Genomic DNA, 14,525 nt, shown 5'->3' on the forward strand with positions numbered 1-14,525 from the left:
CCCGGCCTGCGCCGGGGAGGTGGCAAAGTGCGAGGCAATTGCTGCACCGCAGCGGAACATCCCCGGTTGCCCGCCGTTGCGCCTTCATGCGCATGTTTCGATCGCTTCACATACCGCCCGAATGGGTCTGGCTGGAAAGCGTTGCCGTCGTCTCGGCCGCGATCCTCGTCGCGCTGGTCGCGCACTGGCTGACGATGCGGATCGCTGGCCATGCCCAGCGCCGCACCACCGCCAAGACCGACGGGCTCGTCCTCGCCCGCGTCCGCCGACCCTTGCGCGCGGTATTCGTCTCGGTGTCGGTCGCGTTCGTTGCGCGGATCCTGCCGATGGACAACGATGTCGAGGATCTGTGGAAGCAGTTGCTCGGCTTCCTCGTGCCCGCGCTGCTGGGCTGGCTCGCGGCGGCGGCGTTGCGCGCGTTCCAGGACGTGATCGAGATTCGCGCCGACATCACCGTCGAGGATAATCTGCGCGCGCGCCGCAAGCGCACGCGCGCGGCGATCCTCGGTCGGATCGGAACGTTCTTCATCGTCTTCATCAGCGTGTGTCTGATGCTGCTGAGCGTCCCCGGAATCCGCTCGATCGGCGTCACGCTGATGGCGTCGGCGGGTATCGCCGGCCTCGTCGTCGGTGCCGCCGCGCAGCCCGCGCTGAAGAACCTGATCGCCGGTGTGCAGATGGCGTTTACCGAGCCGATCCGGCTCGACGACGTGCTGATCGTAGATGGCGAATGGGGGCGGGTCGAGCAGATCAACCTGACGTTCGTGGTCATCAAGATCTGGGACGAGCGGCGTCTCGTCGTGCCGGTCTCGAAGTTCCTTGAACAGAGCTTCCAGAACTGGACACGCGAGACGAGCCAGTTGCTCGGATCGGTGTTCTGGTACGTCGATCCGGCGACCGACGTGCCACGGTTGCGGGAGAAGCTGGGCGAGATCGTCACGGCCAATCCGCGCTGGGACAAGCGGTTCTTCAACCTCCAGGTCACCGACGTGAAGACCGATTGCATCGAGCTGCGCGGGCTGATGACCGCCAAGGACGCGGCGATCGCGTTCGACCTGCGCTGCGACGTACGCGAGGCGCTGCTGCGCTATATGCGCGACGAAATGCCCGAGGCGATCCCGCGTGGGCGCCTGTTGATGGCGGCGGACCCGGCGAGTGGGCTGTCCGCCAACTAGCCGCTACCTCTCCGTCATCCTGACTTGCGTCAGGATGACGGAATTGGGTTAGCGAGTGGGCGCTCAGGCCTCGACATGCTCCGGCGCGGCTTCGAGTGCGGTGATGAAGAGTTCGCACCACCACATCACGTCCTCCCTGCGGACGTTGTCGATCAGCTTTTCCCAGCGTGCCTTGCGCTCCGCCAGCGGCATCTTGAGCGCGCGGGCGATCGCGTCGGACATTTCCTCCGGGCTGTACGGGTTGACGAGCACCGCGTCGGACAGCTGCGCGGCGGCGCCGGCGAACTGCGACAGGATCAGGACGCCGGGATCCTCGGGATCCTGCGCCGCGACATATTCCTTCGCGACCAGGTTCATCCCATCGCGCAAGGGCGTCACCAGCCCGACGCGCGCGGCGCGGTAGATCCCCGCCAGCACGTCGCGCGGGAAGCCCTGGTTGACGTAGCGGATCGGCGTCCAGTCGATATCCGAAAACTCGCCGTTGATCCGCCCCGACATCGAATCGAGGTTGGCTCGGATCTCCTGATAGGTATCGACCTTCTCGCGGCTCGGCGGCGCGATCTGGAGCATATAGACCAGCCCGCGGTGATCGGGGTGCGACGCGAGAAAGCGTTCATAGCCCGAGAAGCGCTCGGCGAGGCCCTTCGAATAATCGAGCCGGTCGACGCCGACGATCAGGCTACGCCCGGTCGCCGACATGTACATCCGCTCCTTCGCATGGCGCGCGGTGTCGCTGCTCGCGGAGTTCTCAAAATCCGCGGTCTCGATGCCGATCGGCGTGGTGATCGCCTTGATCGTGCGATCGCCGACCGTCACCCAGCCATCCTCGCCGACCACGCCATCGAGCTGGCTGGTGACGTAGTGCAGGAAGCTGTCGAGCCAGTCCTGAGTCTGGAACCCGACCACGTCATAAGCGAACATCGACTCAACGAGCGCGCGGTGGCTCGGCAGCGAGAGCAGCATCGCCATCGGCGGCCACGGGATGTGGAGGAAGAAGCCGATCTTGTTCTCGACGCCCAGCTTGCGCAGTTCGCGGCCCAGCGGGACGTGGTGATAATCATGCACCCAGACGAGATCGTCGGGTTCGATCAGCGGCAGCACCGTCTCGGCAAAGCGCTTGTTCACCCGCGCGTAGCCGCTGGAGAAATCGCGCTCGAACTCGGTCAGGTCGATCCGGTAATGGAAGAGCGGCCACAGCGTGCGGTTCGCATAGCCATTATAATATTCGTCGAAATCCTGTTCCTCCAGGTCGATCGTCGCGGTGGTGACGCCCTTGCCCTGCTGGAAGTTGATATGGCCCGTGAAGGTCTCGGTGGTCGCACCCGACCAGCCGAACCACACGCCGCCCTTTTCGCGCAGCGCGGCGAGCAGCGCGACGGCCAGGCCGCCCTGATTGCCCGAGGGGGCGTCGACCGACTGGACACGATTCGAGATGACGACGAGGCGGCTCATCGTACGGCACTCCACGGCTTGCTAAGCAGGACGGCACAGTTGATCAGCCCCACCAGCGAATAGGTTTGCGGATAATTCCCCCACAGCTCGCCGGTCGCGGGGTCGATATCCTCCGACAACAGGCCTGCAGGGGTACGGCGCGCGACCATCTCGGCGAACAGCGCGCACGCATCGGCTGTGCGGCCGGTCGTGTGCAGCGCCTCGATCAGCCAGAAGGTGCAGACGTTGAACGCGGTATGCGGCAGGCCGAAATCATCCTCGGTCGCATAGCGCAGCATGTGGCTGCCGCGCCGCAACCCTTCCTCGACCGCCTTGAGCGTCGACTGGAAGCGCGGATCGTCGGGCGCGAAGAAGCGCAGGTCGAGCAGCTGGATCAGGCTCGCGTCGAGATCGTCGCCGCCGAACGTCGCGGAGATACGCTGCGTATCCTCGCGCCACGCCGACGTCTCGATCTTCGTGCGGATCGTGTCCGCGCGCGCGTTCCAGAATGTCCGGCGATCCTCGAGCCCGAGCACGCCCGCCGCGTTGGCGAGCCGGTCGCACGCCGCCCAGCACATCGCCGCCGAATAGGTGTGGACATGCGCCTTGGTACGCAGCTCCCACAGGCCCGCATCGGGCTTGTCATAGGTTTCCCAGGCGCGATCGCCCACGAGTTCGAGGCTCTTGAAATCCTCGTGGCTCGACATGCGGAACAGCCGCTGGTCGAAGAACGCCTGGACGTCGGAGAGGATGATCTGGCCGTACGCGTCGTGCTGGATCTGCTCATACGCCTGGTTGCCGACGCGGACCGGACCCATGCCGCGATAGCCGGGCAGGGTGGTCTCGGTGCGCTCGATCAAGGTCGCCTCGCCGCCGACCCCGTAGAGCGGCTGGACATGGCCACCCTTCGACGCATCGACGATGTTGCGCAGATATTCGAGATAGCCCTCGAGCACGTCGAGCGCGCCGAGTCGGTTGAGCGCCTGCACCGTATAATAGGCGTCGCGGATCCAGCAGTAGCGATAGTCCCAGTTGCGCTCCGACCCCTCATGCTCGGGGATCGAGGTGGTGAGCGCGGCAACGATCGCCCCGGTCTCCTCATGCTGGCACAGCTTCAGCGTGATCGCCGCGCGGATGACGACGTCCTGCCATTCGACCGGGGTCGCGAGCCCGCGCACCCAGTGGCGCCATTCTTCCTTGGTCCGCGAGAGCATCGCCTCGGCCGCCTCGTGCAGCACGCCGGCGAAGCTCTCGTCGGGCCCCAGGAACATGTGCATCGGCCGTTCGAGCCGGAACCAGCTCTCGCCGACGACATGGCCGACCGGCGCGTCGGTGGTGAGCCGCAACGTCTGGTCGTCCATCAGGAAGCGGACATGGTTCGACCCTTGCGTATGGCTGGTCGGCTTGCCCCAGCTGGTCGCGACGCGCAGGCGGATCCGGATCCGCGGCGAGCCCGCGACGGGCCGCACGATCCGGACGAAGCTGGTCGGGCGATAGGTCCGCCCCTCGCGCACGAAGCGCGGGCAGAAATCGGTCACCTCGACCGCGTTGCCGGCCTGATCCTCATGCCGCGTGACGAGGATCGGCGTGTTGCGGATATAGCTCTGCGTGGTCTTCGCGCCGCCTTCCAGCTCGATCGCCCAGAAGCCGGTCTCGGGCGCATCGCCGCCGAGCAGCGCGCAGAATGCCGGGTCACCATCGACCCGCGGCACGCAGCCCCAGACGAACGTGCCGGTCTTGTCGATCAGCGCCGATACCTGGCAGTTGCCGATCGGCCAGAGGTTCATGTCGGCCTGGGGCGGATGGGCGAGGGGGGTAGCGGTCATCGTGTTTCCAATATGGCGGCGATCCAGTCACGGAGCGCGGCAACGTCGTTCAGGCGGTAGGTGGCGGCGGTAGGACGGGCGTCGCCGATCAGCACACCCGCCCCGCCGAGATCGCGGGCGGCTTCGAACCCGTCTTCGTCGGTGACGTCGTCGCCGAAGAAATAGGGCGTGGTGCCGGCCATTGTTGGCGCGTCGATCAGCGAGCGGAGCGCCGCGCCCTTGTCGCCGGGGGTGCGCAGTTCGACCATCATCTTGCCGCGCTGAAGGGTGAGGCCGTGGCGGTCGGCCAGCGTTTCGGCGAGCGCGACGGCGTCGGGCTCGAACGCCGGGGCCATCCGGTAATGGAGTCCCGCGCCGAGGCTCTTGGCCTCGTAGACGAGACCGTTCGCGGCGGCGAAGGCGGCAAATTCCTCGGCAGCGGCTTCGAGCGAGGCGGGGCGTTCGGCGGCGACATGGCCGTCCTCGGGCGTCCGCCGCTCGGCACCATGGCTGCCCGCGACCGCGAACCGCCGGGCATGATCGCCGAGCATCGAGTCGAGCTGCTCGATCGACCGGCCGCTGATGATCGCCACACGTCCGGGATAGCGCTCGGCAAGGCTGTCGAGCGCATCGCGCAGGCGCTGGTCGACGACGACCGCATCGGGGGTCGCGGCGAGATCGACGAGCGTCCCGTCGAAGTCGAAGAAAAGGCTGACGGTGTCGAGGGCCACGGGTGGCGGATCGAGCGCGACAGGCGGCGGCGCGAGGACTTCAGTCGCGGGCTGGCGTTCGGCTAGCATCATCGTCAAACCCCCGGCGGTGCCGCTACGTTCCGCTGCACTGCAAAATTGGAACGGGTGCGGTTCGATTGCTGGTAAGCGTGCTCGAGCGCCGTCCGCTCTCGCCTTGTTCTCGCGCGAAGGCGGGAGCCCAGCACCAAGCTTTGTCGCGTTATGAGCTGCTCGACCCCCGCCTTCGCGGGGGAACGGAGAGGATGGACGGCCTCGCAAACCCGAGCACCACCCCGGCGGAGGCCGGGGCCCAATTGGGCGGCGCCGGCAAATTGATGGATGCTAGTCGTCACATCGACCTCTCCAATTGTGCCCCGGCCTCCGCCGGGGTGGGTGCGTCCCGTGCTGCCATGCCGCGCGACCCCATTATACCACGGTACCCATCCCGCCTGCGACACCTCGCGACACAAAAGCGCTGGACTAGCCAAAGCCGCTTGGCCATGCCTGCCGCCCATGTCCCGAGTCCGGCTTCTTCTCATCGCATCCGCCGTATCCGGAGGACTCCTGCTCGCAGGCTGCACCGTCGGCCCCGATTATCATCCGAAGGCCGCGGCCGAACTCGGCGTTCCGAACGCCTATTCGGTCACCCCCGCGACCACGCCCGAAGACCTGACCCGCTGGTGGCAGAAGTTCGACGATCCCGTCCTCGGCCAGCTCGTCGAGCAGGCCGCCGCCACCAATCTCGATCTCGCCCAGTCGGTCGCCCGCCTCCGCCAGGCGCGCGAGAGCCTGATCCAGAACCGCGCCTCGCTGCTCCCCACGCTGAGCGGATCGGCGGGGTATCAGCGCAACGAGAATGTGCGGGGCGGCGGGCGCTCGTTCACGCTGCCCGACGGCACCGTCGTCGATACCGGCGGCGGCGGCGCCAACAGCTTCACCGTCGGCGCCAGCGCGAGCTACCAGGTCGGCGTGTTCGGCGAGATCCGCCGCACCGTCGAGGCGAGCCGCGCGGACTATGCCGCGTCGGGCTATGATTATGCCACCGTGCTGATCTCGGTCGAGAGCGAGGTCGCGCGCAACTACGTCCTCGCGCGGTTGTACCAGCAGCAGCTTGCCAATGCCCGCGCGTCGCTCGCGATCCAGGACGACAATCTCGAAATCGCGGGCTTCCGCGTCCAGGCAGGCCTCGTCTCCAGCGTCGACGCCGAACAGGCCCGTGCCCAGCGTGCGCAGACCGCCGCGACGATCCCGAGCCTCGACCAGCAATATGCGGCCGCCGTCGCGCGGATCGGCATCCTTACCGGCCAGGCCCCCGGCGCGCTGCGTCCGCTGATGGCGCCGGTCAAGGCGATCCCGACCGGCCCCGCAGCGGTCGGCGTCGGCATTCCCGGCGACACGCTGCGCCAGCGTCCCGATATCCGCTCGGCCGAACGCGCGCTCGCCGCGGCCACCGCGCGGATCGGCGTCGCCAAGGCGCAGCTCTATCCAGCGCTCGCGATCACCGGCAACCTCAACACCAACGCGACGTCGATCGGCAACATTGGCGACGCCATCACCGGCAGCCTGTTTGCCGGGCTCACCCAGGCGATCTTCAACGGCGGACGCCTTCGCTCCCAGGTCCGCACCAGTGAAGCCGCCGCGGATGGCGCGCTGGCGCTCTACAAATCGACCGTCCTTACCGCGCTGGAGGATGTCGAGAACGCCGTCGTCGCTTTGCAGACCGCACAGGAACGCGAGCGCCAGTTCGCCATCGCGCTCGACGCGTCGAACAATTCCGCGATCCTGAGCCGCAGCCAATACCGCACGGGCCTCACCGATTTCACCACGCTCAACCAGCAGGAAACCGCGCTCCTGTCCGCACGAAACGGCGCGACGCAGGCGCGCGCCGACGCGGCGACCGCTCTTATCGCGCTGTACGCGGCACTCGGCGGCGGCTGGGATCCGACCGTCATTCCAGAAGCGCCGTTTCGCGCGCCAACCAATCCAGAGGCACGCTGATGGCCGACGCATCGATCGACGACTTCCTCGGCGTAAAGCCGCAGGCACCCTGGAAACGCTACGTAAAGTGGGTCGTGATCGTGGTCGGCGTCGTGCTGCTCTGCCTGCTGCTCGCACGCTGCTTCGGCGCGAAGGAGCAGACGCAATATTCGACGCAAGCGGCGGCGCGCGGCAACCTGACGGTTACCGTCTCGGCCACTGGCAAGCTCGCGCCGACGACGCAGGTCACGGTCGGCTCGCAGCTGTCGGGTCTCGTCACCAGGGTCGTCGTCGACGTCAACGACCGCGTCGTCGCGGGCCAGCCGCTCGCGCTGATCGACCCCGAACAGCTCGACGACCAGATCCGCCAGACCAGCGCGCAGCTCGCCGCGAACCAGGCGCAGGTCGCGCAGGCACAGGCCACCGTCGCCGAGTCGCGCGCGCAGCTGAACCGCCTCGAAGAGGTTTCGCGCCTGTCCGGCGGCCGCGTGCCCTCGAAGACCGAACTCCAGACCGGTCGCGCCGATTACGCGCGGGCGGTCGCCGCGCAGAAGGTTGCGGAAGCCAATGTCGTCGCCAGCCGCGCCGCACTCGCGCAGAACCAGACGCAGCGTGCGCGCGCGATCATCCGCTCGCCCGTCACCGGCGTCGTGCTCGCGCGCCAGATCGATCCCGGCCAGACCGTCGCCTCGTCGTTCAACACGCCGACTTTGTTCGTGATCGCCGAAGACCTGACCAAGATGAAGCTTGAGGTCGCGATCGACGAGGCGGACGTCGGCGAGGTCAAGGTCGGCCAGAAGGCCAGCTTCACCGTCGACGCGTTCCCCGGCCAGACCTTCCCGGCGACGATCACCCGCGTCGATCTCGGCTCGAACCTGACCGTCAGTTCGGCGACGTCGTCGACGACGACCACGACTACCACCACCGGCCAGGTGGTGTCCTATGCCGCGGATCTTACCGTCGGCAATGCGTCGCTGACGCTGCGCCCCGGCATGACCGCGACCGCGGACATCGTCACGTCGGACAAGCGCAACGTGATGCTCGTCCCCAACGCCGCGCTGCGCTTCAAGCCGAGCGCGGACGGTGCGAAGGACCAGGGCGGCGGCATCGCCGGCTCGCTCACCTTCCGCCCGCGCCGCGGCGCCGGCGGCAACGCGCGGACCGCCAAGCTCGATCGCGGGTCGCAGCAGACGATCTACGTCAAGGGCGCCGACGGCACGCCGCAGCCGGTGCAGATTACGACGGGCGACACCAACGGGACGATGACCGAAGTCCTGTCGGGCGACCTGAAGCCCGGCGCACAGATCATCATCGGCCAGCTCGCCAGCGGCGCCGACACGACCAAGACCGCCGGACGACGCTCGGGCGGCGCCAGCAAGGGTGCAGGCGGTGGCCAGTAATCCGCCCCCGCTGATTTCACTGCGCGGCGTCACCAAGACGTACGGGCAGGGCGCGACGATGTTCCAGGCGTTGAAAGGCGTCGACCTCGATATCGCGGCGGGCGATTTCGTCGCGGTGATGGGGCCGTCGGGGTCGGGCAAGTCGACGACGATGAACATCCTCGGCTGCCTCGACGTGCCGAGCGCGGGGACGTTCACCTTCCGCGGCCACCATGTCGAGACGCTCGACCGCGACCAACGCGCGCTGCTCCGGCGCAATTATCTCGGCTTCGTGTTCCAGGGTTTCAACCTCCTCTCGCGCACCTCCGCGCTCGAGAATGTCGAACTCCCCTTGCTCTACCGCGGCGACGACAAGCGCACGCGGCGCGATGCGGCGATGGCGAGCCTCGAGACGGTCGGCCTCGCGGACTGGTGGGACCATACCCCTGCCGAACTGTCCGGCGGCCAGCAACAGCGCGTCGCGATCGCGCGCGCGCTGGTGACCAGCCCCGACGTGCTGCTGGCGGACGAACCGACCGGCAACCTCGACAGCGAACGCTCGATCGAGATCATGCAATTGCTGACGCGCCTCAATGCGGAGAAGAACATCACCGTGCTGATGGTCACGCACGAACCCGACATGGCCGCGTTCGCCAGGACGGTGGTTCACTTCAAGGACGGCCTGGTGGAACGCATCGACAGCCAGCACCACCAAGGCGAGAGGGTCGAGTCGTGAGCGCTCCCCGCAACGCATTCCCCTCCCGCTTGCGGGAGGGGTCAGGGGAGGGACGTGCCCCACGGACCAGCCTCCGGTACGTACGTCATTCCCTCCCCCGACCCCTCCCGCAAGCGGAAGGGGAGCAGCAAGCCCGCATCCTCGATAGCGGAGCCACGCACTAATGTTCGGCACCACGCTCGTCCTCGCGCTCCGCTCGATCCGCCGCCATCTGCTGCGCTCGTTCCTCACCATCCTCGGCATCGTCATCGGAGTCGGCGCGGTCGTGACGATGGTCACGCTCGGCAAGGCCACGACCGCCGCAGTCCAGCAGTCGATCTCGTCGCTCGGCACCAACATCCTCCAGATCCGCCCCGGCCAGGGGTTCGGCCGCGGTGGTGGCGGACCGCCGCCGCCGCCGCTCAAGATGGACGACATCGATCCGATCGCGCGGCAGATCGCCGGCGTCACCGCGGTCGCGCCGACCGAGCAGCGCAGCGCGACGGCGATCTACAACGGCGCGAACTGGACGACCTCGATCAACGGCACGACCGGCGCCTATTTCGAGGTGCAGCCCTGGCCGCTTGCGGGCGGGCGCGTCTTCACGGGCCAGGAGGAGGCCGCGGGCAAGGCGGTCTGCATCATCGGCAACACCGTCATCCAGAACCTGTTCCGCGGCGTCGATCCGATCGGCAAGCGGATCCGGCTCAACGACATTTCGTGCGACGTGATCGGCACGCTCAGCACGCGCGGGCAGGCGGGGTTCGGCGGCGATCAGGATGATGTCGTCGTCATGCCGATCAAGACCGTCCAGCGCCGCTTCACCGGCAACCAGAACGTCGCGGCAATCCTCGTCGGCGTCGATCAGGGCTATGACACGCAACAGGTCCAGGCGTCGCTGACCGACCTGCTGCGCGAACGCCGCCATCTCGCCGCGGGGCAGGACAACAACTTCAACATCTTCGATACCAAGCAGATTTCGGACACGCTGACCGGCACCACGACATTGCTGACCGGCATCGTCGCTGCGGTCGCGGGGATCAGCCTGGTCGTCGGCGGGATCGGCATCATGAACATCATGCTGGTGTCGGTGACCGAGCGCACGCGCGAGATCGGCATCCGTCTCGCGATCGGCGCGGTCGCGCGCGAGGTACTGATGCAGTTCCTCGTCGAGGCGATCGCGCTGTCGTGCCTCGGCGGCGTGATCGGCCTCGTCATCGCGCAGCTCGCGATCGCGATCATCGCGCCGCTGATCAAGGTTCAGTGGCTGTTCGTGCCCGAGATCAACATCTTCGCGTTCGTCATCTCGGCGGTGATCGGGGTGGTGTTCGGCTATTTCCCCGCCCGCCGCGCCGCCGCGATGAACCCTATCGACGCGTTACGGCACGAGTGATCGCCGCGCGGGGATCGTGGACGAGCGCCTGCAGCCTCTCCAGATCCTCGGGCGTGTCGATATCGATCAGCTCGGCGGGTGCGGTGACGACATGCCGCCCCGCCTTGACCAGGTCGCGCGCACCCGCATCGCCGTCGAGCGTCAGCAGGAAATCGAACCGCTCGCGCCCGAACAGGGCAGGGGGCGACGGCTTCTCGCCATCGCTCGACGCCACCACCGCGTCGGCGCTGTCGGCGGCATCGAGCATCCGGTAGATATGCGCCGCGGTCACGCGCGGCATGTCGGCCAGCGCGATCAGCACAGCCTCCGCACCCTCGTCCTTTGCGCATTGCACCCCGAGCTTCACCGATTGCGACATGCCCGACGACGGATCATCGTTATGCACCACCTCGAAATGATGGCTGAGGAAGTCGAGCTTGCAGCCGTCGGTGACGACCAGCCGCCGTTTGAACGGAATGTTCTCGAACGCGGTGACGACGTGCAGCCCCAGCGGCTTGTTGAGGAACGGCACTTCGAGCTTGTTGGGAATGCCGAACCGCTCCGAGCGCCCCGCGGCGAGGAGAATGAGAAAGACGTTTTCAGCGGCGATCATTGAACGCTCCTATCATCGCCGCCGCGACCGACAGCGCAATCTCGGATGGGCCGATCGCGCCGATGTCGAGCCCGACCGGCGCATCGATCCGGTCGATATTCTCCGCCGTAACACCCTCGCTGGCAAGCCGCTCGCGCCGCGCCGCGTGACTCTTGCGACTGCCGAGCGCACCGACATAGGCGGCATCGCTCGCCAGCGCGGCGACCAGCGCAGGATCGTCGATCTTGATGTCGTGGCTGAGCGTCACGACCGCGGTCGACGGGCCGGGGCGCAGCGCGGCAATCGCCTCGTCCGGCCAGCGATCGTCGAGCGTGACGCCGGGAAACCGCTCCTCGGTCAGGAACCGCGCCCGCGGATCGATGACGATCGTCTCGATCCCGAGTTCGCGTGCGAGCCCGGCGAGCGCCTGCGCGATCTGCACCGCACCCACGATCAGCAAGCGGCGCGGCGGGTCGTAGCGGTTGACGAACACCTCCCCTGTCTCGAGCGGGCGCGCGTCGCTATGCCCGGTCTTCAGGTCGGTGGTGACGGTCAGCGCATCGCCCTGGTCGCGCGCGTCGGCGATCCGGTCGAACAGTTCGGGATCGAACCCCTCGGCCGACACCGGCTGCACCATCACCGCGATCTCGCCGCCGCACGGCAGCCCGACTTCCCAGGCGGCGGCATCCGCGACACCGTAGTTGCGGACCTGAAACGGCGCGCCCGCGATCACCTCGGCGGCGGTCGCGAGGATATCGCTCTCGACGCAGCCACCCGATACCGACCCCTCGAACCGGCCATCGGCGTGGACGAGCATATGGCTCCCCTTGGGCCGCGGCGCGGAGCCCCAGGTCGAGACGACCGTGGCGATCGCCATGCTCTCGCCCTTCCACGCCTTGGCGGCGGCAATCACGCTATCGTTCTCGGCCATGTCTCATTCTCTTTCTAATCCTCCCCGAACCGGGGAGGGGGACCAGCGCAGCTGGTGGAGGGGGCCAGCCGCAAACGTTGCACTTCGAGGTCGCCCCCTCCACCACGCCAAGAGGCGCGGTCCCCCTCCCCGTGCCGGGGAGGATCAAACGGCCGGCAATCCCGCCAGCAGCTTGTCGAGCGTCACCGGGAAGTCGCGCACCCGGACCCCCGTCGCGTTGTAGATCGCGTTCGCCACCGCCGCGCCTGCGCCCGAGATGCCGAGCTCGCCGACCCCCTTGGCGCCGGCCGGATTGGCGGAATCGTCGATCTCTTCGATGAAATGCACCTCGAGTTGCGGAATATCGGCGTTCACCGCGACGTGATATTCGCCGAAATCGGGGTTCACGAAAGCCCCCGTCCGCGTGTCGACGATGCCCTCTTCGCTCAGCGCATAGGCAACTCCCCACGCCATCCCGCCGGTGATCTGGCTCGTCGCGGTCTTGCGGTTGAGCACGCGCCCGACATCGAACACGCCGAGCATCCGGCGCACGCGCGTCTCGCCCGTCACCGCATTTACAGCGACCTCGACGAAGTGCGCGCCGTGGCTCGCCTGGCTGGTGCGCTTGCTCTCCTTGCCCGGCCCGGTCTTGCCCATCGCCACGATGGGCTCGCCGCGGACAAGATCGGCGAGCGCCACCTGCCGCCCGCCCGCGCTCACGCAGCCGTCGTGCAGGCTCAACTCTTCGGGCGCCGCATTCATCCGCAGCGCGAGTTCGCCGAGGATATCCTCGCACGCGAGCATGACCGCCGATGCAGCACTGCCCGCGCCAAACGACCCACCCGACCCCGCGCTCGGCGGGAAGTCGGTATCGCCCAGCCGCACGGTCACGTCGGCCACCGGCAAGCCCAGCATCTCGCCCGCGGTCTGCGCGAGGATCGTGTACGTCCCCGTGCCGATATCGGTCATGTCGCACTCGACCGTCGCGCGGCCGTCCGCCTCCAGCCGCACGCGCGCCTGCGCCTCGACGGTGAAGTTGCCGCGCAGGCTCGCCGCCATGCCGATTCCGATCAGCCACTCGCCCTCGCGCACCGATCCCGGCGCGGGCAGCATGGCGGGCCAGCCGAACCGCTCGGCACCTTGGTCGTAACAATCGAGCATCCGCCGCGTGGAGAAGGGCTTGCCGGTCACCGGATCGGTCTCGGGCTCGTTGCGCCGCCGCAACTCGACCGGATCGAGCCCGAGCTGCTCGGCCAGCTCGTCCATCGCGCACTCGACGCCGAACGTGCCGACCGCCTCGCCGGGCGCACGGACCGCACCGCTCGCGGGCAGATCGACACGGACGAGGTCGGTCTTGAACCGCCGCGCCTCGCCCCGGTACAGCGGCAGCGTCCCGAACGGCACCGGCTCGAGAAACTCGCCATCGTCGTTCTGCGCGACGACGCTTTCATGCCCCATGGCGAGGATCACGCCATCCTTGTCCGCCGCGATCCGGATACGCTGCGTGGTGTGCGAGCGGTGGTGGACCATGTACGCGGTCTGGCGGCGGGGCAGCGCGATCTTGACCGGCCGCCCGACGACTTCCGCCGCGATCGCCGCGAGGATCGCCTCGGCGCCGACCCCAGTCTTCCCGCCGAACCCGCCGCCGACATAGGGCGCGAGCACGCGCACCGAGTCCGCGTCGATCTTCAACGCCTTGGCAATCGTCTTGCGCGCGCCGCCGATGACCTGATTGCTGGTACGCACGGTCAGCTTGCCGTCCTCCCACCACGCCGTGGTCGCGTGCGGTTCGAGCGCAGCGGGGAAATGCACCGGCGTCGTGTAGGTCCGGTCGAACGTCACCGCCGCATCGGCCATCACCGCATCGAGATCGCCATTGTCGACGGGGGCGAGGAAGCCGATCTCGGGCTTGGTATCGACCGGCTGCGCCGCGACGTCAAAGCGGTCCTTGCCCTCTTCGGTACGGACCACGACCAGCGCGGCGGCATCCCGCGCGATCGCCTGATCCTCGGCAACGACGATCGCGACCGGCTGGCCGAGGTGAAGAATGACATCGGTATCGAACAGCGGCATCGCGCGCGAATTGGACTCGCCCGCCGGCATGCGCGCGTCGCCGTGAAGGACCGCGATGACGCCGGGCAACGCCTCGGCCGCGCTGACGTCGATCCCGAGAATGCGTCCGCTGCCGACCGGCGTGCCGACGATCGCGGCATAGGCGATGCGCTCGGGCGTCCCCTCATACGCATAATCGGCAACGCCAGTAACCTTTGCGGGCCCCTCGATCCGGTCCAGTCCCAGCCCAAGAACGCCCTGCTTCGCACGGCCAAGCCCCGCCGGCCGAAACGCCGCATCCATCACGTGTTCGTTCATTCTGGCATCCTCGGGTGGAGGGAGAGATATGGGTGTGGTGGCTGCGTTTGACGAGGGTGAAAGCTTGG

General features: G+C 67.8%; 11 protein-coding genes. 5 read left to right on the forward strand and 6 right to left on the reverse strand.

What is annotated here, in order from left to right; all coding sequences use genetic code 11:
* Positions 1 to 92: 92 nt before the first annotated feature.
* Complete coding sequence (locus tag C8J26_RS07665; RefSeq protein WP_167398796.1) at positions 93 to 1,175, forward strand: mechanosensitive ion channel family protein; 1,083 nt, start codon at positions 93 to 95, stop codon at positions 1,173 to 1,175.
* Between the two features lie 63 nt (positions 1,176 to 1,238).
* Here C8J26_RS07665 and C8J26_RS07670 read toward each other — a convergent pair whose 3' ends face one another.
* Genes C8J26_RS07670 through otsB form a run of 3 tightly spaced genes read right to left on the reverse strand, consistent with a single transcriptional unit; the run spans position 1,239 to position 5,214 of the window.
* Complete coding sequence (locus C8J26_RS07670) at positions 1,239 to 2,627, reverse strand: alpha,alpha-trehalose-phosphate synthase (UDP-forming) (RefSeq protein WP_107957391.1); 1,389 nt, start codon at positions 2,625 to 2,627, stop codon at positions 1,239 to 1,241.
* Complete coding sequence (locus C8J26_RS07675; protein WP_107957392.1) at positions 2,624 to 4,432, reverse strand: glycoside hydrolase family 15 protein; 1,809 nt, start codon at positions 4,430 to 4,432, stop codon at positions 2,624 to 2,626. Before C8J26_RS07675 ends, C8J26_RS07670 begins: the two co-directional genes overlap by 4 nt.
* Positions 4,429 to 5,214: a trehalose-phosphatase gene (gene otsB, locus C8J26_RS07680; RefSeq protein WP_244185213.1), complete on the reverse strand. Its 786-nt coding sequence runs from the start codon at positions 5,212 to 5,214 to the stop codon at positions 4,429 to 4,431. Before otsB ends, C8J26_RS07675 begins: the two co-directional genes overlap by 4 nt.
* A 441-nt stretch (positions 5,215 to 5,655) precedes the next feature.
* Between otsB and C8J26_RS07685 the strand changes: the two genes are divergently transcribed.
* The 4 genes from C8J26_RS07685 to C8J26_RS07700 all read left to right on the forward strand — a co-directional run bounded on the left by C8J26_RS07685 (position 5,656) and on the right by C8J26_RS07700 (position 10,606).
* Positions 5,656 to 7,140 carry an efflux transporter outer membrane subunit gene (locus C8J26_RS07685; RefSeq protein ID WP_107957393.1) on the forward strand — a complete coding sequence of 495 codons (1,485 nt, stop codon included), beginning with the start codon at positions 5,656 to 5,658 and terminating at the stop codon, positions 7,138 to 7,140.
* Complete coding sequence (locus tag C8J26_RS07690) at positions 7,140 to 8,519, forward strand: efflux RND transporter periplasmic adaptor subunit (protein ID WP_107957394.1); 1,380 nt, start codon at positions 7,140 to 7,142, stop codon at positions 8,517 to 8,519. Before C8J26_RS07685 ends, C8J26_RS07690 begins: the two co-directional genes overlap by 1 nt.
* 58 nt (positions 8,520 to 8,577) lie before the next feature.
* Complete coding sequence (locus C8J26_RS07695) at positions 8,578 to 9,234, forward strand: ABC transporter ATP-binding protein (protein WP_107957610.1); 657 nt, start codon at positions 8,578 to 8,580, stop codon at positions 9,232 to 9,234.
* Positions 9,235 to 9,397: 163 nt separating this feature from the next.
* Entirely contained in the window at positions 9,398 to 10,606 is a 1,209-nt protein-coding gene (locus C8J26_RS07700) for an ABC transporter permease (RefSeq protein WP_107957395.1), read from the forward strand.
* Here the strand turns inward: C8J26_RS07700 and C8J26_RS07705 are convergent.
* The 3 genes from C8J26_RS07705 to C8J26_RS07715 all read right to left on the reverse strand — a co-directional run bounded on the left by C8J26_RS07705 (position 10,581) and on the right by C8J26_RS07715 (position 14,457).
* Positions 10,581 to 11,198, reverse strand: coding sequence for a nucleotidyltransferase family protein (locus C8J26_RS07705; protein WP_107957396.1), 618 nt, complete (start codon positions 11,196 to 11,198; stop codon positions 10,581 to 10,583). The two genes, C8J26_RS07700 and C8J26_RS07705, sit on opposite strands and share 26 nt — an antisense overlap.
* The gene (locus tag C8J26_RS07710) at positions 11,185 to 12,108 is read right to left on the reverse strand and encodes an XdhC family protein (protein ID WP_107957397.1); all 924 of its coding nucleotides are present in this window, start codon (positions 12,106 to 12,108) and stop codon (positions 11,185 to 11,187) included. The genes C8J26_RS07705 and C8J26_RS07710 overlap by 14 nt, the downstream gene beginning before the upstream one ends.
* Before the next feature lie 144 nt (positions 12,109 to 12,252).
* Positions 12,253 to 14,457, reverse strand: a complete 2,205-nt coding sequence (locus C8J26_RS07715; RefSeq protein WP_107957398.1) for a xanthine dehydrogenase family protein molybdopterin-binding subunit — start codon at positions 14,455 to 14,457, stop codon at positions 12,253 to 12,255.
* Positions 14,458 to 14,525 lie beyond the last annotated feature (68 nt).

Origin of the sequence: Sphingomonas aurantiaca, assembly GCF_003050705.1 — a bacterium.
Classification (GTDB): domain Bacteria; phylum Pseudomonadota; class Alphaproteobacteria; order Sphingomonadales; family Sphingomonadaceae; genus Sphingomonas; species Sphingomonas aurantiaca.